At 63.0% G+C, this 21,894-nt stretch carries 17 protein-coding genes; 9 read left to right on the top strand and 8 right to left on the bottom strand.

Going from position 1 to position 21,894, the window contains the following annotated elements; all coding sequences use genetic code 11:
* Window positions 1-65 precede the first annotated feature (65 nt).
* Complete coding sequence (locus tag AC6I1W_RS03080) at window positions 66-1,610, top strand: beta-N-acetylhexosaminidase (protein WP_065672950.1); 1,545 nt, start codon at window positions 66-68, stop codon at window positions 1,608-1,610.
* Here AC6I1W_RS03080 and AC6I1W_RS03075 read toward each other — a convergent pair.
* From AC6I1W_RS03075 to AC6I1W_RS03050, 6 genes are read right to left on the bottom strand one after another with little or no spacing between them, the layout of a single operon-like run.
* A complete protein-coding gene (locus AC6I1W_RS03075) occupies window positions 1,594-2,892 on the bottom strand; it encodes a glycoside hydrolase family 125 protein (protein ID WP_117188415.1) in 1,299 nt (432 codons plus the stop codon). The two genes, AC6I1W_RS03080 and AC6I1W_RS03075, sit on opposite strands and share 17 nt — an antisense overlap.
* Window positions 2,889-3,533 (bottom strand): HAD family hydrolase, encoded by a 645-nt coding sequence (locus AC6I1W_RS03070; RefSeq protein WP_065672948.1) that lies wholly within the window; start codon window positions 3,531-3,533, stop codon window positions 2,889-2,891. Before AC6I1W_RS03070 ends, AC6I1W_RS03075 begins: the two co-directional genes overlap by 4 nt.
* Entirely contained in the window at window positions 3,527-4,582 is a 1,056-nt protein-coding gene (locus AC6I1W_RS03065; RefSeq protein ID WP_284950517.1) for an alkaline phosphatase family protein, read from the bottom strand. Before AC6I1W_RS03065 ends, AC6I1W_RS03070 begins: the two co-directional genes overlap by 7 nt.
* Window positions 4,579-7,701, bottom strand: coding sequence for an alpha-mannosidase (locus AC6I1W_RS03060; protein WP_284950516.1), 3,123 nt, complete (start codon window positions 7,699-7,701; stop codon window positions 4,579-4,581). The genes AC6I1W_RS03065 and AC6I1W_RS03060 overlap by 4 nt, the downstream gene beginning before the upstream one ends.
* On the bottom strand, window positions 7,694-9,082 hold the full coding sequence (locus tag AC6I1W_RS03055; protein WP_284950515.1) for a 6-phospho-beta-glucosidase: 1,389 nt from the start codon (window positions 9,080-9,082) through the stop codon (window positions 7,694-7,696). The genes AC6I1W_RS03060 and AC6I1W_RS03055 overlap by 8 nt, the downstream gene beginning before the upstream one ends.
* On the bottom strand, window positions 9,079-9,831 hold the full coding sequence (locus AC6I1W_RS03050; RefSeq protein ID WP_036975633.1) for a DeoR/GlpR family DNA-binding transcription regulator: 753 nt from the start codon (window positions 9,829-9,831) through the stop codon (window positions 9,079-9,081). The genes AC6I1W_RS03055 and AC6I1W_RS03050 overlap by 4 nt, the downstream gene beginning before the upstream one ends.
* Window positions 9,832-10,183: 352 nt before the next feature.
* Between AC6I1W_RS03050 and AC6I1W_RS03045 the strand changes: the two genes are divergently transcribed.
* The 8 genes from AC6I1W_RS03045 to AC6I1W_RS03010 all read left to right on the top strand — a co-directional run bounded on the left by AC6I1W_RS03045 (window position 10,184) and on the right by AC6I1W_RS03010 (window position 19,341).
* Window positions 10,184-11,488: an ABC transporter substrate-binding protein gene (locus tag AC6I1W_RS03045; protein WP_284950513.1), complete on the top strand. Its 1,305-nt coding sequence runs from the start codon at window positions 10,184-10,186 to the stop codon at window positions 11,486-11,488.
* 102 nt (window positions 11,489-11,590) lie between these two features.
* A complete protein-coding gene (locus AC6I1W_RS03040; RefSeq protein WP_252909467.1) occupies window positions 11,591-12,487 on the top strand; it encodes a carbohydrate ABC transporter permease in 897 nt (298 codons plus the stop codon).
* A complete protein-coding gene (locus AC6I1W_RS03035) occupies window positions 12,484-13,308 on the top strand; it encodes a carbohydrate ABC transporter permease (RefSeq protein WP_065672944.1) in 825 nt (274 codons plus the stop codon). The genes AC6I1W_RS03040 and AC6I1W_RS03035 overlap by 4 nt, the downstream gene beginning before the upstream one ends.
* 270 nt (window positions 13,309-13,578) lie before the next feature.
* On the top strand, window positions 13,579-14,235 hold the full coding sequence (locus AC6I1W_RS03030) for a response regulator (protein WP_065672943.1): 657 nt from the start codon (window positions 13,579-13,581) through the stop codon (window positions 14,233-14,235).
* 115 nt (window positions 14,236-14,350) lie between these two features.
* Window positions 14,351-15,418, top strand: coding sequence for an ABC transporter ATP-binding protein (locus AC6I1W_RS03025; RefSeq protein ID WP_284950512.1), 1,068 nt, complete (start codon window positions 14,351-14,353; stop codon window positions 15,416-15,418).
* Complete coding sequence (locus AC6I1W_RS03020; protein WP_284950511.1) at window positions 15,418-17,895, top strand: ABC transporter permease; 2,478 nt, start codon at window positions 15,418-15,420, stop codon at window positions 17,893-17,895. The genes AC6I1W_RS03025 and AC6I1W_RS03020 overlap by 1 nt, the downstream gene beginning before the upstream one ends.
* Window positions 17,896-18,123: 228 nt before the next feature.
* Window positions 18,124-18,795: a hypothetical protein gene (locus AC6I1W_RS03015; RefSeq protein WP_252909465.1), complete on the top strand. Its 672-nt coding sequence runs from the start codon at window positions 18,124-18,126 to the stop codon at window positions 18,793-18,795.
* Between the two features lie 24 nt (window positions 18,796-18,819).
* On the top strand, window positions 18,820-19,341 hold the full coding sequence (locus tag AC6I1W_RS03010) for a DUF3592 domain-containing protein (RefSeq protein WP_016666640.1): 522 nt from the start codon (window positions 18,820-18,822) through the stop codon (window positions 19,339-19,341).
* A 53-nt stretch (window positions 19,342-19,394) separates the two neighbouring features.
* Here AC6I1W_RS03010 and AC6I1W_RS03005 read toward each other — a convergent pair whose 3' ends face one another.
* Both AC6I1W_RS03005 and AC6I1W_RS03000 read right to left on the bottom strand, forming a co-directional pair.
* The gene (locus tag AC6I1W_RS03005) at window positions 19,395-19,805 is read right to left on the bottom strand and encodes a hypothetical protein (protein WP_036976383.1); all 411 of its coding nucleotides are present in this window, start codon (window positions 19,803-19,805) and stop codon (window positions 19,395-19,397) included.
* A 340-nt stretch (window positions 19,806-20,145) separates the two neighbouring features.
* Window positions 20,146-21,855: a formate--tetrahydrofolate ligase gene (locus tag AC6I1W_RS03000; RefSeq protein ID WP_218837187.1), complete on the bottom strand. Its 1,710-nt coding sequence runs from the start codon at window positions 21,853-21,855 to the stop codon at window positions 20,146-20,148.
* Between the last annotated feature and the right edge of the window lie 39 nt (window positions 21,856-21,894).

Genomic DNA, 21,894 nt, shown 5'->3' with positions numbered 1-21,894 from the left:
AGCAACTCCAATCCCAGATAAGCTGTGGAGCACCCCATTGGCAGGCGATGCCACGAGGAGTAGAGATGCCCGTCCCCTCCAACGACACCCTGATTCGTGGCTTGTGTCCCCAGCCCCGCCACGTGCAGTTCACCGAGGGACGATTCCCCCTGCCAACCGTCCTCTCCTGGGCTGGCCCCGACGAGGTCACCGATGCTGTCACCACCCTCGCCGAGCGACTGGCCCCGGCGCTGGACGTCGTGCGCGTCACGTCACACACCGACACCGCTTCTCTCATCGTCACAGTGAATCCCGCCTTGGAGGCAGAGGGATACCGCATCGAGATCGACACCCAGATCCGCATCACCGCCGGCGACCCAAATGGCGCACGATGGGCGGTGCAGACCTTGCTGCAGCTACTCCCCCCGTGGGTCCACGGGCCCGGCCCGCTGGCCCGAGAGCACCTGCACCTTCCAAAGGGTGTCATCGCTGACGCGCCACATTACAGTTGGCGAGGTGCGCATCTGGATGTCTCGAGGCACTTCATGCCTGCCTCGTTCATCACGCGCTTCCTGGACGTGCTGGCCATGCACAAGCTCAACCGGCTGCACCTGCACCTCACCGACGACCAGGGATGGCGCCTCCCGGTACCGGGGTGGCCACGTCTGACCACGGTAGGGGCCTGGCGTCCGGGAACGGTACGAGGGCACCAACCACCACCCGACGACAACGATTGTGACGACGTCGCCGAGCATGATCACGTGCCTCACGGAGGCGCCTACACCGTCGAGCAGCTGAGCGCCATCAACAAACGGGCCGGACTGCTGGGTATCACGGTCGTGCCAGAAATTGACCTGCCGGGCCACACCGAATCGGTGGTGGCCGCCTACCCTGCGCTGGGCTGCGGAATACCACTGGATCACCCACGTACTGCTTTCGGGGTGTCGGAGCACCACATCAACCTGACCGACGATTCCTTGGGTTTCTGCCGCGATGCCTTAGACGCCGTGATGGAGATCTTCCCGGACTCACCAATCCACATCGGTGGTGACGAATGTCCCGGAAAGGAGTGGTTCAACCACCAGCAAACCCGAGCCCGGCTTGCCGAACTGGGGATCACGACACCACACCAGGCCCAGGCTTGGTTCGAGCGGCAGATCTGTGATCACGTGGTCGCCGCAGGCCGTCAGATCATTGCCTGGGACGAGGTGTTAGAGGCCGGCGCCCCCGAGGAAGTTACGGTGATGGTGTGGCGAGACGCCGACGACATCTCCCGCGCCGTCGCCGCAGGCCACGACGTCATCGGCGCACCCGCCCGGCACACGTACCTGGATCACGGCATTGAAGCGGGTCCGGAGGCACCGGTGACGATAGCTGCCCCGATGACCATGGACGACGTCGCCGGGCTGCATGATGTACTTGCCGCAGTGGACTCACCACACCTGCTGGGTGGGCAATTCCAACTGTGGACTGAATACCTGCGCACCCCTGCCCAGGTCGAAGACGCCGCCTTCCCGCGCGGCACATCGATCGCTGAACAGTTGTGGACCGGCGATCCGGCTCGGCCGCAATCAGAGTTGGAGGCCCAGTCCCGCCGGCTCACCGCAATGGGGATCAATTGGCACCGGTGATGGCGTCGATACCGGCCACCTTCATCATGAGCAGGCAAGCCATCGAGTTCGACCAACTGAACCACCCGCGCGTGTACCGGGTGGGGTCATGTGGATCGAAACTCTCGTGTGTCCAGCCAGTGCCACCATCGGTGGCGAGGATCGTCCTGAGGCAATCACGCGCCTCGACGTCGTCCCCCGTGAGCCCCTGCACCGCCAAACCGATGTGCCAGATGTAGCCCTCGGGGCTGTGCGGGCTGCCAATGCCCCGTGCTGCCGGGCCGCTGAACAGGTAGGGGTTGGCCTCGCTGAGCACCCAGTTCCGGGTGGTCTGGTAGAGCGGATCGTCACGGGCAAGGTCGCTGGTTAGGGGCAGCGACAGCAGCGACGGCATGTTCGCGTCGTCCATCTCCACTACTGATCCGAGCCCGTCAACCTCGTACGCAAGGTGATCTGTCACGACGCCGAATTGCCTCACCCCGGCGTCGATGTCAGCGGCCAACCTCGCGGCGCGTTCAGCAAGGCTCTCGTCGCCCCAGACACGGCAGAAATCGCCAATCTGCCGCAACGCACGTATTGCCATGAACTGTGCCGGGATGTTGTATCCGTAGCGGCAGGCGTCGTCGGAAGGTCGGAACCCGCTCCACGTCATCCCGGTGGGCGCTACCGGCCCTCCCAAGCCGTCAGCGCCAAGGGTGTCGACGGGTTCGCTGGGGCGCACATGACGATAGGTGGAGCGGGTGGCATGGTCCTGTTCCAGGTTCCAGACGTCGACGATGCGTTGACACCCCTCGTGCACCGCACGGTTGAGGTGGTCTCGACGTCCCGTGGCCTGCCACAACCGCCATGCGAGATCGACGGGGAAGGCCAGCGAATCAACCTCGTACTTGCGCTCCCACAACTCATCGAGCAGATCAACATCGTCGGGGTCGAAATGTGCTCCGGTCGGACCAGAGTTAAAGGCGTTGGCGTAGGGGTCGACTCCGATGCAGTGCCATTGCCGAGCGACGACGTCCCCGATCTGACGGGACACCGCAGGCAGGTCGCACAGTGCCAGGAAGGGCCACAGCTGAGCGGAGGAGTCGCGCAACCACATGGCCGGAATGTCGCCAGTGACGACGAAGACGCCGTGGTCGTCGCGGGTCATGGTGCGAGTCCACGTGTCCGTCATCCAGGCCACGAATCGGCCCGCAGCCTGCCGGCCCGATGCCTCATCAATGTGTTCACTGACACTCGAACCGATCTGAGCACCGACCTCGTCCAGGCGCCGCTGCAGGGCGGGCGTCAACTCGCACGCCGTCATCGGTAGGGCTCCCATGAGGTCACGCGCTCATCATCCAACCCCGGGACCCACATGTCCCCCTGGCCCTTGAGTCGATCGCCGAGCGCGAGAACCCACGCCCCGGCGGCCCGTCCAGCACGCAACCCGAAGACAGAGTCTTCGATGACGACACATCTGGCCGGGTCGACTCCCATCCGCCTCGCTGCTGCGATGTAGGGGTCGGGGGCTGGTTTGCCGGCAGCGACGTCGTCGAACCCAACGACGGTGTCGAAGAGGTCCAGCCAGCCTTGCGAGGCCAGTCCGTCACGCACGAGGCGGGTGGGGGAGTTGGAGGCCACCGCGATGGGCACGTTCCCGGCCAGCTTCCTCACCAGACGGTCCGCCCCGGGCATCGGCTCCGTGTTGTCAGCCAGGCAGGCGTCCAGAAGGTCGACGAGACGCTCACTGGTGGCCTGCGGATCTGCCTGCGGGTGGTCCCGCAGATACAGCTCGACGACATCGTCAACGGTGCCCCCGTCAACGTCGGCGCTGACAGCGTCAGCCAGACAGCCACCCCACAACCGTTCGGAGGCTGCACGCCATGCAGACAGGGTGTCGAGCAGAGTGCCGTCCATGTCGAAGAGAACGCCGTCGACCTTCTCAGGCAAGTGCGTCGTCACCATTCAAAATCCATCTCTCTACTCGGGCCGACTGGCATCACATCGCGCAAGACGCCGACATCGCTGGCGTCCATGTGACCAGGGTGCACTCCGACTGCCCTGAGCAACAGCGGCGTCAGTTCGTGGCTGCGAATGGGATCGGTACGAAGCAATGGATCGGGCAATGCCCCACCGATGTGGTGAGCTGCCAGGAAGCTACGACGCACCTCGACCTCATCCTCGCCGTGGCCTCCCTCGGGTTTGTGCCCGTGGTCGGTGGTGACGGCGACGAGCCATTGCTCGCCGAGCTGCTCGTGACGCTCTGCGACGGCCTTGACGAGGTGCCGGGTGAGCTCATCGGCGTGACGCACGGCTTGGCGATACTGCTCGGAGTCCGCTCCGTAACTGTGCCCAGCGTTGTCGACCCCTTCGAAGTAGACGACGGCAGCGTCCGGGCCCTCGTGCAACAGGTGCCAGGCGGCCCACGACGACACCTGCTCGTCGGCCCTGTCAATACCCTCCGCCAAGTCGGGACCGAACAGCTGGTGCTGGCCGGTGCGCTGCTGGTCCACACGCTGATGAATGATCGGTCCGGGCCCGTAAGGGCTGACGAAGGCGTCCCAGGTGGTTGCTGCGATGGTGCGCGCCAATGGGTTGGCGAAGAAGATTTGGGACAGGATGTCGGGGTGACGGGCCAGGTCATGGCCGACGAACTCGTTCCACCACACGTTGCACTGTTCATGGGTGGCGCCGGTGAGGATCGTCGTCCAGCCGGGAGCGGAATCGGTCGGCGGAGTCATCCACATGGGGATGATCGTGCCCTGGGAACGGTCGTCACCTCGCACCAGGCGAGCGAGGGTGGGGGCCAGCCCGACGGGGGCCTGGTCAACGGGCAGGGTGTGGTCCAGGGCTGGGGCGGGGTGTGCGGGAACCGGCTCCCCCTCACCCACCCCGCGCACGAATCGCGGGTCAGCGGGATGATCGGGGTGGATGAATCCAGGATTGTGCTGCAGTGCCTCGGGTAGTGCCATGTCAAGGCGCACCCCATCGATACACACCAGAAGCAGTTTCATCGTTGACTCACTCTCAACGTCAAGATCTGGAAAGGACGCAGGGCGAGGTCCACCTCGCTCACGGCGACCGTCGGAAGCTGTTGGGTCGGATCACCGATTCGTTCCTCGAGCAGGTCCACCTCGCTGAGGTAGCCGCCCCGGTCTAGCAGCAGGCGCACTCGGCTGCGGGCGCCATCTGCCTCGTGCATACGGATGACAAGATCACCAGAGCCATCGAAGGCCTGCTTGACGGAGTCGATGACGGCGAAGCCTCGTACCGGTTCGATCCGGGCCAGACTGTCCAGGTGCAGCGCACCATCTCGCATCTGGAGCGGCTGGTTGAGCCGTGCCGCCTCGACGTGGGCAGACGCAACCCCGGCATCAGCGAGCAGGCTGTAGACAAGGTGGTGATGACCTCGGTCGGGGTGCGGGTCTGGGCTCTGCGGAGCACGCAGCAGGGTAAGCCGGGCCATCACCCCCTGGGTGGATGTGTGCTCGTCCCTTCCCGCTGGACTCACATCATGACCGTAGGTGGACTGGTTGGCCAATGCGACGGCGTAGCCGGGTTCGCCCAACAACATCCACTGCTGCCCACAGCTTTCAAAGTGGGCGTCATCCCATGACGTGTTGGCACCGATTGGTCGCTTGATGTGACCGAACTGGATCTCGTCGACGCTGGTGTCAGCGGCCACATCGAGGGGGAAGTCGACCTTGAGGACTCGGGCCTGCTCGGTCCAGTCGACGTCAAGGCTGAACTCGACCGCTCGGCTGTCGGCGTCAAGGGTGATGGCCTGAATGAAGCCGGACTCCCCGCGTTCAACTCGCACCGTGCTCCGTAGCGGGCCCTCGAGGACGTCCACCCCGGTGAGGTCATCCACCACAACAGCACTGTGACGGTACTGGTGCTGCAATTCCCATGCGTCGAAACAGTCGGGATAGTCGGGGTGCAGGGCGAGTCGGTTCGCGCGCTGCCCAGGCAGCAGGAGCTCGCGGTCGGCCACCAGGTCAACAACCGAGCTCACCAGTCCGTCGTGCGTGTCGATGCACACCTCGACCAGTCCGTTGGACATTCGGATCGAGTCGAGCTCCCGCTCCACCCGTACCGGGTGCTCAGGGTCAACCACCGCATCGGTGAGCGGCTGCGCCGCCATGGCTGGCACCTGTACGAGTGTGGGCCGACCGTCAACGGTGACAACCTCGCGACGGTCACTGTGAGATGGATTGATCAGACTCGCCCCGGTGATCTCGCCTCCAGACGCCTGTGACAGTGCCTGCCAGGCCTCATCCATGAGCTGACCCAACTCAGCACGAATAGCGGTGAACTCGGCGATGGCCTCCCGATTCACCCACGCGATCGACGAGCCGGGCAGGATGTCGTGAAACTGCAGCAACAACGTACGTCGCCACAGCTGTTCCAACTGCTCGTGGGGGTAGGGATGGCCGAGGCGAGCTGCCGCGGCGGCTAACCACTCGGCGGCGGTGAGAGCCTCCTCGGCGCGCCGGTTGCCGTCTTTGAGGGCATGGACAGAGGTGTAGACGCCCCGGTGGAACTCCAAGTACATCTCGCCGCGCCACACCGGCGCCTGGGGGTAGTCGTCGCGAGCCTGGGCGAAGTAGTCGTCAGGTGAGCCCAACCGAACCTGAGGCGCGTCCTCCACATCAGCGAATCGGTGGACGCGTTCCACCTGCTCAGCTGTGGGCCCTCCACCGCCATCGCCATACCCGAATGGCAGGATCGAGCGTCGCGCCACACCTTTCTCTTTGAAGTTCGCCTCAGCCTTCTTGACCTCGTCGGCACTGACGATGGAGTCGTAACAATCCACCGGCGGGAAGTGCGTCCAGATACGAGTCCCATCGATGCCCTCCCACCAGAACGTGTGGTGGGGCAAGGTGTTGGCCGTGTTCCAGCTGAGTTTTTGGGTGAAGAACCAGTTCATGCCAGCCAGTCGGGCGATCTGAGGCAACGCACCGGTGTACCCGAAGGAATCCGGTAGCCACAGGCAGTCCGGGCGTACCCCAAGCTGTTCACGCATCCAACGCAGACCACTGGTGAATTGACGCACCAACGATTCCCCCGAGGGCAGGTTGGTGTCGGATTCCACCCACATGCCACCCACCGGGTGCCACTGGCCACGTTCAATGGCGTCCCTGACGCGCTCGAAGAGTTCTGGTGAGGAGTCCTGGAGCCAGGCGTAGTGCTGGGCGCTGGTGCAAGCGAAGTGGAAGTCGGGATATTCCTCGGCCAGTGACACGACGTTGGAGAAGGTACGCACTACCTTGCGGCGGGTCTCACGCAACGGCCATAGCCATGCCGAGTCGATGTGCGCGTGTCCGATCGCCGTCATCTGTTGAGCCGATGAGTTCGCCCCCGAGCCAAGGTGCCCGGCAAGGATTTCTCGAGCCTGTCCGGCACCGGCGAGGATGCCATGGAGATCGACCTCGTCGGCAGCCTGCTCCAAACAGTGAAGCAATCGGGCGCGGTGGGTGGAGTCGGACGGCAGCTGGCGCATGAGCCCGTCGAGGACATCAATGTCGAGCCACAGGTCCCACACCTCCTTGCGACGCACCGAGAGTTCCGCTCCCCTGAACTGCCACAGCGGTTCATCGCCTGCCGTGCGACGATCCCCCAGCTCAGTGGGTCCGCCCAGATGCAAGGTCATGTCGGGGTTACCAGCGGCTTCCACCCACAGCTCGATGCCCCCATCGGTCCCGATGAGCGGCTCCCCCTCGTCAGCGAATCGTTGGGCCAGCGCCCCGTGGTTGAGTGCGACCCTATGGTTGCGTGGGTTGAGGGCTTTGAGGGGGCGTCCCGAAGAGGTGTACACCATGGCTTCGGACTGGTTTCCGGCCCAGTCGCCGACGAATCCGAGGTCCATCGAGAGGTCGATCTCGTCGCCGGCGTGGCCTTCGGGCAGAGTGCCGGTGACGTGGAGCCACCAGGTACTCCATGGAGCACCCCACCAGGTTCCGGGCGGGAATGGACGGTAATCGGCGACGACGGCTTCCTCGAAGCTCACCGGTTCTCCGGGAGCTTGCCAGGCCGTCACGTCCAGTGGACAGATCTTCTTGGTGATTTCTCGCTCGAGACGCTCTTTGAGGTGACCAATGCGGTCTTGGGTGAGCTCGGTGTGATCATGCATGGTCATCCACAAGGTAGTCCAGGCCGTCGAAGGCATCGGCGAAGTCATTGAGAAGTTGCTCGGCAACGTACACGGAGTCAACTAATGGGTGGTGGCTCAGGGCTAGCAACGCGGCGGTGCGGCTGTGGTTGACAGCGGCATCGATAGTGCGTTGCTCGACGTATTTGGCGTTGACGACAAGCCCGCGAGCGTGGTCGGGTAGCTCCGGTGCAGGGAGTCGGTGGATCCCGGCACCGTCTACTCGACACGGGATTTCCACGACAGCATCATCAGGTAGGTCGGGGAGAGCCCCGCGGTTGGCAACATTGAGGATGAGTTCAGCGGGCACGTCGTTGGCGATGGCGTGCATGATCGCGAGGGCGACCTTGTCGTATCCGCCGGTTTCTAAGTCGGCCTCATCGCGCTCGAACTCCCCCGAGACCTCGCGATTGGTGGCCATGTAGGTCTCTTCACGCTCGAGGCGAGTGGCCTCCCACAGTCCGGCGACATCGTCAGTGTGTTGGGCCTTGGTGTAGAAGCGCCGCTGCTGGGCCTCCAGAAACGCCCCGCGCGGAGCCTCGGCATTCCGGTCGACGGCGAGGTCGTCGCGAGAATAGTAGTAATAGTGCAGGTACTCGTTGGGTACGGCGCTCAAGGCTTGCACCAGATCAGGACCGAAGAGCCGACCTTCCTCAAAACTCCCGATGAGGTCGGGGCGCTCCATCAGACGCGGCAGGACGTCGATGCCGTCGACCTCCAAGCTGGTGAGCCAGCCCAGGTGATTGAGCCCGCTGTATCCGATGTGGACGCGTCCGTCAGCATCGAACAGGGAGCCCAGGTCAGTCGGCGCCAGCCCGGCATTCTGCAGGGCGGAGAGGGCGCGACGGGCCAAGCCGACCGGGGAGTCACAGATACCGACCACTTGGTCTCCAAGGCGGTGCTGCATGACCTCGGTCATCACGCCAGCAGGATTAGTGAAGTTGATGACCTTGGCATGGGGGGCGTATCGCGTTATCTGTTCGACGAGGTCGAGCACCACCGGGATACCCCGCAAGGCATATGAGATACCGCCAGCCCCGACAGTCTCCTGGCCGATGACACCGCGCGCCAGACACATCGACTCGTCCAGGGCGCGTCCACGCGTTCCGGCGACGCGAATGGCCGAAAAGATGAAGTCGGTTCCCGCCAAGGCAGTGGGCAGGTCAGTGGTCGCCACGACAGACGGCGCGTTAGGCAGGCCGGGAGCCAGCTGGGACAACACTGTTTCGATGACACCTAGTCGTAGTGAGTCGGTGTCGTAAAGCCGCAGCTCGGTGACTCGTTGAGGTGAGTCGTCGCGAGCGAGGGCCTTGAATACCAGTGGAACGCGGAATCCCCCGCCACCGAGGATGGTGAGTTTCATACCGTGACGACCTCCATGCCTGTTGATTCGTAGTGGGCGTCGAGGTCCGGCGGCAGTGGTCCAGTCGTGATGACTCCACTGACGTCCTCGACGGTGAACGGGGAATGCGCTCCGACACCTGGGAATTTCTCGGAGTCGACGAGCAGGTAGCTTCGACTCGCTGCAGCGACAATCGCCTGTTTGATCTGAGCCTGGGAGCGGCTTGTGTCACGCACCCGCCCGTTGGCACTCACCCCGGAGCAGCCCAGGAAAGCTAGGTCGGCCTGATGATGAGTCAGTGCATCGGCGACGAACTGACCGTCAAAGCACTGGTATCGCTCCGACCACACTCCCCCAAGCACAACCACGGTGACGTCCGGGGCGCTCCTGAGAGCTTCAAAGACGGGCAGGGACGCAGTGAGGACGGTGACGGAGCGCTCGGTGAGCAGCCCGGACAGATGATGGACGGTGGTGCCGATGTCCATGATGATCGTGTCGCCGTCGTGAACAAGCTCGGCGGCCTTGCGGGCGATCGCAGCCTTGGCGCGAGTGCGGTGGTTCATCACGTCACCGAAATGATCGTCCACGTTCGTGACGAGTTGGATGCCTCCCCAAGAACGCTCGATGATGCCCTTATTTTCCAAAGCGATGCAGTCACGCCGCGCTGTGGCCATGCTCACGTTCAGATTCCGAGCGATGTCGACGGTTCGCATGGCAGGTCGATCCCGGAGTAGTTCGACGATCGCGTCATGACGAGCGGCCTTGAGCATATGCCCATGATAGCGATCCAGAGTCACCGATCAGAAGATTTTCGTCATTTCGATCATTTTTCATCATCCTCTCCTCCACCGGGCGCTACAGTGATCTCAAGAGCTGCCCCTCCCGGCCAGCTCAGGCACACTCGAATCAAGCATTGACAAGGTTGTTTCCTGGATATCACCTATAGTTAACCTCAGGTGCACACAGTCGTGACACCCTGAACCACTGGCGAGTGGAAGAGCCCAAACTCCCCTTGCATGGCGTCCACATCATCGGGAGTCGGCTCGGAACCCACCTCCACAGTGAACATTATTGAGCGATTTTTGTCAGTGGCGATTTCCGTTCAACCCCAGGAGGGATCTCATGAATCTGTCGCGTCGTCGTCTTCTCACCGGCAGTTTTGCTGGACTGAGCATGTTGGGAATGTCGGCATTAACCGGATGCTCGACCTCCGCCGATCCCACGTCCGGCAAGGGTGCCGGTGACGCCAAGAAGCTCGTCCTATGGATCTGGCCGGAAGGATTCGACAAGCAGACGCTGGCTGCCGTCTCCAAGGCGCAGTCGTCTTACAGCGTGCGCCAGGACATCATCGGCGGCGACTTCAAACAAAAGCTCACCACAACCTTCACCGCAGGTTCTGGGCTGCCCGACCTCACCGGCGTCAAGGGTGAGGACATCGCCTTCTTCCGCGACCACGCTCACTACTTCGTCGACCTCAACACTCTGGGCGCCAAGGACATCAAGCCCACCTTCCTGGATTGGAAATGGGCCCAGGCCTCCACCACCGACGGCAAGCAGCTCGGCATTCCTTCCGACATCGGCCCGACGGCCCTGTTCTATCGGGCCGACATCTTCGAGCAGGCCAAATTGCCCACCGAGCCGGACAAGGTCGCTGCCCAGATCACCACCTGGGACGCTTTCATCGAGTTCGGCACCAAACTACTGGCCGCCAAGGACAAGACCTACCTGGTGCGCAACTCGGCAGGCTTGTTCGACACGATCTGGCCGCAGTGGGGTAAGGGATTCATTGACGCGAAGAAGACCTTCATCGGCGACCAAGACCATATTCGCAAAGCCTGGGACATCGCTGTCACGGCGCTTAAGGCCGGCATCGTCGCCGGGATCCAGTCCAACACCTCCGATTCGGCTGCTGCCGTCAATGAGGGACGTCTACCTGCCGATTTCGGCGCCTCCTGGCACCTGGCCGATCTCATCGTTGACGCTCCCGAAACGAAAGGCAAATGGCGAGTCTGCGCCCACCCCGGACCAGCCATCAACCAGGGCGGCTCGTTCCTGTCCATCCCCGCGGGCGCGCCCGATCCCAAAGCCTCCTTCGCGGCGATCCGCGAACTGCTCAGCGTGGAGTCTCAGGTGCGCGAGTACGTCCACAATGGCAACTTTCCCGTCTCACCGAAAGCCTACGATGATCCGAAGGTTTCCGGGCCAGTGGAATTTCTCGGCGGCCAGCATGCCGCGAAGGTCTTCGGAAAAGCTGCTGAGTCGGTACGTCCGATCTACGAAGATTCGCACTCCGATGCCGTGTCCGCCCCATTCAGGGCCCAGTTGGAGCAGGTCGAGTCCTCAGGCAAGAATCCCGAGACCGCCTGGAAGGACGCCGTCTCCGAGGCCAAACGAATCGCCAAGCAACTGCATCTCACCGTCAGGTGACACAGCTTTCAACGTGAGTTCTGTGACGAGATGAATCCTGCGAACACCACCGTTGAAACCGTGCCCACGGGTGAGCTGCGTCGCTCTTCCGTGGGCCGGCGGATGCGCAAAGCGTTGCCGATATATGCCGCTCTGAGTCCGTATTTCTTCTTCTTCCTCATCTTCGCGGCTTTACCGATGGTCTTCACCCTGCTACTCGCGTTCACCGACTGGTCAGGGCTGGGGGACGCCAACTTCGTCGGTCTGGAGAATTTCAAGTACCTGGTCAGCGACCACCTGTTCTACAAGTCGCTGGGCAACACACTCATTTTGTGGGCAATGGGCACGATCCCGACACTCATCATCGCCACGATCGTCGCCCTCATGCTGAACAAGACGATGCGGTTCTCCACGACGTACCGGGTCATATACCTCGTGCCGAACATTACGTCGATGGTGGCAATGGGCATTCTGTTCAGTTCAATCTTCGCTAGCCAGTTTGGGCTCGCGAACGCCATCCGCAATGTGCTCGGCCAGTCGAACATCGCCTGGTTACAAAGCGAATGGGGCATCAAGATCGCGATCTCATCGCTGACGATCTGGTCATTCGTCGGGTACAACGCTCTGCTCATCCTCGCCGGGCTGCAAGCTATTGACAAGGCTCAGTACGAGGCAGCCGCCATCGACGGGGCGAACGGGTGGCGCACGTTCTTCCACGTCACTTTGCCGCAGCTTCGAGCCATCGTCCTGTTCATCACCCTCATGTCGACGATCGGTTCGTTGCAGAGCTTCACCGAAGCCCAGGTGATCACCAGCTCCGAATCCACCGGGGCAGCCTCTGCTGGTGGGGTGAACAATTCCGGTCTAACGATGGTGCTCTATTTCTACTCGGTGGCCTTCCAGGAGAACCGGTACGGCTACGGTGCGACGATCGCCTGGGGAGTGTTCGTCATCGTGCTGTTCTTCTCGATCATCAACTGGCTCGTCACCCGCGAGCATGATCGCGAGGCGACGCGATGAGACGGCCCGTACGTACGGCCCTGCGGCACATCTTCCTTGTCCTGGGCGGATTGGTCTCGCTGTTCCCGTTCTACTGGATGCTCGTGCTGGCCAGCCGACCTTCCTCGGCAATCTACAAATATCCCCCAGTGCTCACACCTGGTGACCGTCTAGGCGAGAACATCCGCACCATCACGGACAAGATCAACATCTGGGCTGCCATGGCTAATACGGCCCTGGTGGCGGTGACGGTGTCGGTGCTCGTGCTGCTCATCTCCTCACTGGCAGCCTTCGCCTTCGCCAAGTTCGATTTTCCCGGCAGGAAAGTGCTCTTCGCTGTAGTCCTGGCGACCTTCCTGTTGCCCACCCAGCTAGCGACGATCCCGCAGTTCGTCCTCATGAGCAAGATTGGGTGGGTGGGCGATCTCAAGGCCGTCATCGTGCCTTCCCTGGCAAGTTCGTTCGGAGTGTTTTGGCTGCGCCAGTACGCCACCAACGCCATCCCGAAGGAACTGTTGGAGGCGGCCACCCTGGATGGCTGCGGCTTCTGGCGCCAGTACGCGCACGTGTGCGTGCCTATCATCCGTCCTGCCATGGCATTCCTAGGGATCTTCACCTTTATCGGCTCGTGGAACGACTTCATGTGGCCCCTCATCGTCCTCAACGATCCCAGCAAGCTGACTTTGCAGGTCGCATTGAGCCAGCTCAAAACAGCACACGGCACTGACTACGGCATGCTCATGGCCTCCTCACTCATCGCCGTCGTCCCGCTGTTGCTCGTGTTTGCCATCGGCGCCAAGCAGCTCATCGCCGGTATCTCGGAGGGAGCAGTCAAGAGTTGAGCTGCGTCGAAACAAGGCAAACCCTGGCGGCAGCTCTGTCGATCGGCACTGCGTCACAGCCTGGAGGTCGTCGTTGCTGACGCCCACCAGAGCGCGCCTGCGATGAGCTGGCCTGCGTTCGTCCTGCTCGTTCTCGCATTCTTGTCACCCCCTACCACGCGCATTCGTCTTACTCGGCATGGTTGCCCACGGAGCGACGAAGCAGAGATAGACAGATTCCTACACGGCACGCGGTCGGTAAACTTCGACTGACGAGCAACTGGAGGTGCCATGCCTGATCCGATCCGCGTCATCCTCGTCGACGACCAGTCCCTCGTACGCTCGGGATTCCGCATGCTCATCGAGGCCGAGGACGACATGGAGGTTGTCGCGGAGGCGTCCAACGGCGTCGAAGCCCTCGACGTGCTGCGGCGAATGCCGGTCGACGTCGCCCTCATGGACATCCGGATGCCACAGATGGACGGTGTCGAGGCCACCCGGCGTATCACTGAATCACCACTGGACACCAAGGTGCTGATTCTCACCACCTTCGACCTCGACGAGTACGTCTACGCCGCCCTCAAGGCTGGCGCCTCGGGATTCCTCCTCAAGGATGCCCGCCCCACTGAGCTGTTGAGCGCGATCCGCAACGTCGCTGCTGGTGACGCGGTCGTCGCCCCATCTGCCACTCGACGCCTGCTCGACCACGTCGTGCCCACCCTGCCCAGCGACCCCAAGGCTGCCGACAAGCGGCTGTCGGTGCTGACGGACCGCGAGCGGGAGGTGTTGGTGGAGATCGCCAAGGGGGCGACGAACGCCGAGATCGCCCAAACCCTCTACATGGCAGAGGGAACCGTGAAAACTCACATCGGTCGACTACTATCAAAATTGGAGTGCCGAGACCGGGTTGGCCTCGTGCTTTTTGCCCATGAGGTCGGTCTCATCTGACAACTTCAGACCGGACATATATTCGATATTGGATGCGCCCAGCGTCCACATTATTATTCACGTCACCTAAGGCGTGAGGGGCATCGTCCACCTGTCGATGCCCCCTTCGGGAACCATGAAAGGCATCATGAGCGACCACAACCGATCTTACGAATCTGACGAGCCCTGGCAGCCGAGCCACGCAGCCCCCGGCGAGCCGGGATCCCCCGGGTCCCCGCGACACGGTGTCCCCTCTGAGCAGGGTTCCCCATCGGCGTGGGCCAAGCCCTCACCCCAGCGCGGCGGGGAGCAGGACCAGCAGCTGAGTCAGCCGTGGGTACGACCACAATCGCCTGATCCTCAACCGGCTCACGCCGGCGGATCCTTCCCGGAACGGGCTGAGTCCGCCCAGCCTTCCCGCGCCACCAGCTCAGCCCGTTCCGGCGATCTGGCTCCTGGACTGCTGGACACCCCCCTCGAGACGGACGCTGCCGCTGGTATCGACCTCACCAAGGTCTATGGGGACGGGGAGACCCGGGTCACCGCCCTGGATTCCATCAACGTTCGCTTCACCCGCGGCACCTTCACCGCGATCATGGGCCCGTCCGGATCCGGCAAGTCAACCCTCATGCACTGCCTCGCCGGCCTGGACCGGATCACCTCCGGTCGAGTGTTCCTGGCTGGCCAGGAGATCTCGGGCCTTCCGGACCCCAAATTGACGACCCTGCGCCGCGACAATGTCGGCTTCATCTTCCAGTCGTTCAACCTGCTGCCAATGCTCACCTCTGAGGAGAACATCCTGCTCCCCCTCGACCTGGCCGGGCGTAAGCCTGACAAGGCCCTGTGGGATCAGCTCATCACCGGTCTGGGCATCGCTGATCGCCTCAAGCACCGTCCCTCGGAGCTGTCGGGTGGTCAGCAACAACGCGTCGCCTGTGCCCGCGCCATGATCACCAAGCCGCATGTCGTCTTCGCTGACGAGCCCACCGGCGCCCTGGACTCCAAGTCGGGAACGAACCTGCTGAGCTACCTGCGCCACTGTGTCGACGACCTGGGTCAGACGATCATCATGGTCACTCACGACGCCAAGGCTGCTTCCTATGCCGACCGCGCCCTCATGCTGCTGGACGGCCGTATCGTCGACGACCTCCCCTCCCCCACCGCTGAAGCGGTCAGCGAGGCGATGGCCGGGTTGGAGGGCTGATGTTCACCGAAGCTCTCAGGGAGCTGCGGCAGCATCCAGGCAGGATGGCCGCAACCCTCACTGCCATCGCGGTGTCCGTCGGGTTCCTCGTCGGCATCTCGATGTTCGTACGAACCCAGGGAGTGGCCTTGGGCAAGGAGCAGGCGGTTGCCACCTCGAAGGCTGACGCCGTCGTCTACAGCGCCGACACCGAGACCAATCCCAAGGACATCACTCAGGGGATTCGCGACACTCCCGGCGTCCGGACCGTCGACATCGTCCAGTCCACCACCATGGCCGCCTCTCATGGCCAGGACTCCACGATGATTGATGTCCACAAGACGCCGGCAGAACCGTTCCGTTGGTCCTCGGTGACCTCGGGCAACTGGCCATCAGGACCCGGTCAGATCGCGCTGTCCAAGGCGGCAGCCGAGAATCTGCACGTCAGTGTCGGGGACACCGTCGACATCACCGGTAAGAACATCAAGGTGGTGGGAATCACCGACGACGCGGACGCCCTGCAGACCGCTCCGGCCTACAGCAGCGAGGACGTCAGCCAATTCTTTGACACCTGGATCGTCAAGGCCAAGGACGGGACGACTCCCCAGCAACTCGTCACCAACCTTGAGAAGACCCTGCCCACCGTCAAGGGTGCCCCCAAGTTCAACACCGGCGAGGAGTACGGCTCGACGATCGAGACCGCGACCGATCATCAGAAGAAGACCGTCACTGACCTGGCTCAGGGATTCGACGTCACCAAGTACCTGCTGATGGTTTTCGGAGCCATTGCCCTGCTGGTGGGTGCGATCATCATCACGACGACCTTCCTCATCCTGTTGGCCCAGCGACGCCGTCAGATCGGTCTCATGCGGGCTGTCGGAGCGTCGAGCGGTCAGGTGAGGAAGCGAGTTCTCGGCGAGGCGATCCTGCTGGGTGTCATCGGATCGGCCCTGGGGGTCGTGCTCGGAATCCTGCTGACGGTCGCTGGCACTGCCTACACGGGCGCCTTGGCCTTCGGGCTGGAATGGCCTTGGAAGGACATCGTCATTGAGTTCTTCATTGGCATCGTCATCACGGTTCTGGCCGCCTTCCTGCCGGCGCTTCGAGCCACTCGCGTGGCACCTCTGGAGGCGCTGCGCCCGGTTCCGACGGTGGAGCAGAAGCGCCGGGTCGGACTGGCACGGATCATCATCTGTTCCCTGCTCACAGTGATCGGAGTCATCACCTCCGTGGTGGCGATCACCGGGCACGGCAACGGAATCATCGGCTGGGCCCTCCTGTCAGCGGCCTGCCTGTCGCTGGCCTTCCTCATCGCCACACCGTTGTATGTGCCGTGGCTCATCAAGGGGTTCGGATTCCTGTTGCGCCCGCTGGGGCCGACAGCTCGACTTTCGACCTCCAATGCCACCCGCAACCCGACCCGTACCTCTCTGACGGCGGTGGCCCTCATGCTGGCCATCGGACTGTCGGTGACCCTGCAGGTCGGCATCTCCACGACGCGGACGACGGTCATGGACCAGATCGACGAGCACTATCCGATCGACATCACCTTCACGAACAGTCCCAGCCATGACCCCAACAGCGACGAGCCCAAGGTGGGAACCCTCGACCCGTCGGCCATCAAGTCGGTGCAGAACCTCCCGAACGTCAAGGACTCCGTCATCCTCAAGGGCGGGTTCGTCGAGACGGACGTGTCACCTCAGACCCACATCGTTTCCGCCGACAAGGACAAGATTGCCAAGGTCGCGCCCTCGATTGCCAAGGAGATGAAACCTGGGGTCGCGCTGATGTCCTCTATGGGCAACTCACCGAAGACGATGGACTTCTCGTCTTCCAAGGGAAAGGTGTCTCTCAAGGTCAAGGAGGTCAACGGACTCCCCTACAACGACATCCTGGTCACCGAAAAGGACATGAATAAGATCGTTCCTTCCGTGGGCGACCAGGCTGCCTGGGTCCACCTCGAGGACCGGAGCAATCTGGCCTCGGTGTTGACGGTGATGATCTCCTCGTCGACGAACATCGATTCGCAGCACATGGATGTTGGCGGCGGTGCCCTCATCGGCGGCATCGTCGAGCTGATCCTCAAGGCCCTGCTCATCGTCATGACGGCTCTGCTGGGTGTTGCCGTGCTCATCGCCCTCATCGGTGTGGCCAATACCTTGAGCCTGTCGGTACTGGAACGACGGCGCGAGTCGGCACTGCTGCGGGCCATGGGCATGCAACGGCGCGGACTACGGCTGATGCTGCTCTACGAGTCGATCCAGGTCGGTATGGTCGGTGTCATCGTCGGAATGGTGGCAGGGTTCTACTTCGCCTGGCTGGGCATCCGGTCTATATTCCGGGTGGCCTCGGACACGATTCCGGTGCACTTCTCGATCGACTGGCCCTGGACCCTCGGTCTCATCGCAATCTGCTTGGCGGCGGCTTGCCTCGCCTCGGTCCTCCCGGGCCGACGCGCCGCCATGGCTGCCCCCACTGAGGCGTTGGCAGACGAGTGAGGGTTTCCACCGCCCGATCTATCTGCGTGATGACGACCGGCCGTGTCCTTCGGGGCACGGCCGGTCCTCTTGGTGGGGAGTCTTGTCGTGACGGCCACCGGACAACACTCCCGTGAAGACGGACAACACTGAGCGTCACATGGGCAACACCCTGACCCCGGCAGGCAACACCGTGGGCAACGTCCCGCCGATGGACTTGGGGCATCGCCGATCCCGAGAGGTGCTGCCATGACAATGATGATCCACCGCCGTCTGGACTCCCACTGGGCCGAGATGTGCGCCCATCCCCGCGCCGAATGGCGTGCCAATCTCCTCTGCGCCGGGTGTGAGCCCGAGGACCTGCCCCGGACGCTACGTACCGACGACGTGGCTGCCATCCGGGCCCTCATCGCCGCTCGCAGTGGCGCTGGCCAGACATCGGAATTCGCCGGGATGGCGCTGATCCAGGCGATCCTGCCAGCCCTCGTTGTCATGGCAAGCAGGAATCGGCGGACATGTCTGGACGATTACGTCGGTCAGGCGTGGCTGGTCATCGTCAATTTCCCACTGACGCGCAACCACAAGGTGTGCACGAATCTGGCCTTGGACTGTCTGCACGTCGTCTCGGCGAGGCTACGCGCGACGAGCAGGGAAACCCCGGTCGAGGTCGTGGACATGAGTGCGCCTGAGATGCCGGACAACCCCGGCCAGGTCGCCTCGGAACTGCTCACCGCCGCCGAGGAATTGGGAATCATCACCTCAGTCAGCGCGCCGGTCCTGCGCAGCGTGTGGGTGGATGCCCTGGATTCCGCATCCGCAGCGCGACGCCACGGGATGAGTCCTGAGGCAGTGCGTGCCCGGTGCTCTCGGGCGAGTCGAGCCATGAGGAAGCGCCGTGACGAGTTGCTAGTCGCGTCATGAACAGGATTGTCATGCCTGCGACGTATGCTGTTCGCCGTGACGAAGTTCAAGCGTGTCATGGCCCTGCTGGGGGTCATCTACCTGACCACGGTGGGCTGCCTGTACCTAGTGCTGGCCGAACGCAGTGACGATTTCATTCGCAACAGTCAGGTCATCCAGGGAACCGTCACAGCCGTGTACCTGCACGACCCCGTCAATACCGGAGCCACCAGGTATCTCATGCACACCGAGGGCGGCAACGTCGCCATCATCAAGTACACCTATGACGGTGTCACCGACACCGTGCCGTCGAATCCGTATCGCAACGTCAAGAAGTACCAGGTCGGGCAGCAGGTCGATCTGGTCATCCGGTCCACCCCAGGACATCCCGAGGATGCCATTGTCGCCGTGCGTGATCACACCATCCTCGGCCTGCGCCTCGTCCCGTGGGGATTCCTGGCCTGTGCTGTCCTCATGGCGGCCTGGTTCTGGCGTGACTCTCTCAGGTCCCAACGCCGGCGTCGCACCACGTCACACCGACAGACACCAGCCGCCGTCGAAGGGTGACCGTAATTCCGGGGGAGTCGCAGCAGCGACGGCCTCTCGTCCACCAGAACAGCTCAATCGGCCAGCAGCCAGCCCAGAAACTCCTTGAGATCGCCGGTCTCACCGTCACGTCCGCCGCGACCAATGTGCATTGGCGGTGAAGAGGGCTCCAGCTTGACCCCGCGCATCCGCTCCATGAAGCCACCCGGGACGACGAGCTGGTAGTACTCGCCGTGTTCGCCGATGGCCAGGGAATGCTTGGCGTTGAGGTACCAACCTCGTCTGTCCGTCCGCGCCTCGTGGCCATCCATGAGCTGGGCCCGCAACGGCTCGGGTGTCATGCCCTTGGCCCGGGCCGCCGCAAGGAAGTCGTCGATGAGTCGCTGAGCCTGAGCAGCCTCCTGACGCCGCGCCCTCTCCTCGAGTTCGATGCGGAGTCTGGCGTCCTCGGCGCGTTTGCTGGTCACGGATCGAGGGTACGGCACCTCGGAGATGGTGCATGCCTTGGGCGGCGTGAACGCGTCACAAGAGTGATCGAACAGCGTACCGACGCCATCGGAAAGATGCACTACTGGCCCGAGCGCAATCGCATCGGATTTGACGAGATCGAACTTCACGACGGGTACCTGCATACTCCCGCCAAGGCCACAGCGCTCCGGCTTGCCAGGACGACGATCTCGTGTGGTTACGCGACCATACCGGGACGGCCAGTGACGAGGATTACATCGATGACGGTGTCGAAGGACGCTGAATCGTCCCCAGGACAAGGACCACGACAGAAGCGGGGCGGGGAATGATATCCGCAGCCCCGCCGATCCCACTCGATCAGAACAGTCCGATGATCTCCCCGCTGTCATCGATGTCGATGCGCTCGGCCGCTGGGTGACGTCCCAGGCCCGGCATGGTGCGCATGTCACCACAGATCGCGTAGATGTACCCGGCACCCACAGCGGCCCTCACCTCGCGGACAGGCAGACGCCATCCGGTCGGGGCCCCTTTGAGGGAGGGGTCGTGGGACAGGGACAGGTGGGTCTTGGCGATGACGACCGGGAAGTTCCCGTAGCCGAGATCCTCGAAGTGGGCGAGCTCCTTGGCCGCGGCCGGAGCGATGTCGACCCCGTCAGCTCCGTAGACCTTGGTGGACACCTTGGTGAGCTTGTCGACCAGGGAGTCCTCGAGATCGTAGGTGTAGCGGAAGTCGGTGTTCTGGTCGCACGCCGCAACGACCGCACGAGCCAGATCGACGGCGCCGTCGCCACCGTCGACGACATGGGTCGAGGCGGCGAAGTGAGCACCGGCCACCTCTGCCACCTTACGGACGGCGTCGATCTCGTCGGGATGGTCGCTCGGGAAGACGTTGAGGGCCACCACCGGGGAGACGCCGAAGTCTCTGACGATCTCGATGTGCTTGCGCAGGTTGGCGGCACCGGCAAGGACGTCGTCAGGATTGTCCTCAAGCATCGCCGGGGGCAGGGGCTTTCCAGGAACGACCTTGTAGCGACCGGCATGGGTCTTGAGGGCACGCACGGTGACGACGAGGACGGCGGCGTCGGGGCGCATACCACCGAGGCGGCACTTGATGTTGAAGAACCGCTCGGCGCCCATGTCGGCGCCGAATCCGGCCTCCGTCAGCAGGTAGTCGCCGCAGCCGATGCCGACGCGGTCGGCGATGACCGACGAGTTGCCCGTGGCGATGTTGCCGAAGGGGCCGGCGTGGACGAGCACTGGGCTGTTCTCGGTGGTCTGCAGCAGGTTCGGCTTGATGGCGTCCTTGAGGATGACCGCCATCGACCCGGCGGCATGCAGGTCCTCCGCGGTGACTGGCTCCTTGGAGCGGTTGTAGCCGATGACGATACGTCCAAGCCGGGCGCGCAGGTCTGAGAGTGAGGTGGCCAGGGCCAGGATGACGCCCACCTCGCTGGCCGCAGTGATGTCGAATCCGCTCTGACGGGGGATGCCGTCAATTCGCGATCCAAGGCCGACGATGGTGTTGCGAAGGGCACGGTCGTTGATGTCGACGACGCGACGCCATGAGATGGAGTGAGGCTCGATGTCGAGCTCATTTCCGTGGTGCAGATGGTTGTCGATCATGGCGGCCAACAGGTTGTGGGCCGCACCAATAGCGTGGAAGTCACCGGTCAGGTGCAGGTTGAGCTTCTCCATCGGCAGCACTTGGGAATACCCGGCGCCAGCGGCACCGCCCTTGATGCCGAAGGTCGGGCCCATGGAGGGTTGACGCAGAGCGAGCACGCTGCGCTTGCCGATCTTCTCCAGTCCTTGAGCCAGACCGACTGCTGTGGTCGTCTTGCCTTCGCCAAGGGGTGTGGGGGTGATGGCCGTGACGACGACGTATTTGCCACGCGGACGATCCCTGTTCTGCTTGATGACCTCGAGATCGACCTTGGCGACATCGCGCCCGTAGGGCTCGATGCACCTTTCCTCAATGCCAGCCCGAGCTGCCACCTTTTCGATGGGGTCAAGGTGGGCCTCACGAGCAATTTCCAGATCCGACTTCATCGTCATGGCCCCAATCATGGCGCGTTGTCAGGCCCTTTGCACACCTTTACGGACAGC

It is taken from the genome of Cutibacterium sp. KB22876 (assembly GCF_059728865.1).
The sequence above is the reverse complement of the archived record's forward strand: the minus strand, read 5'-3'. Positions and strand labels throughout refer to the sequence as shown.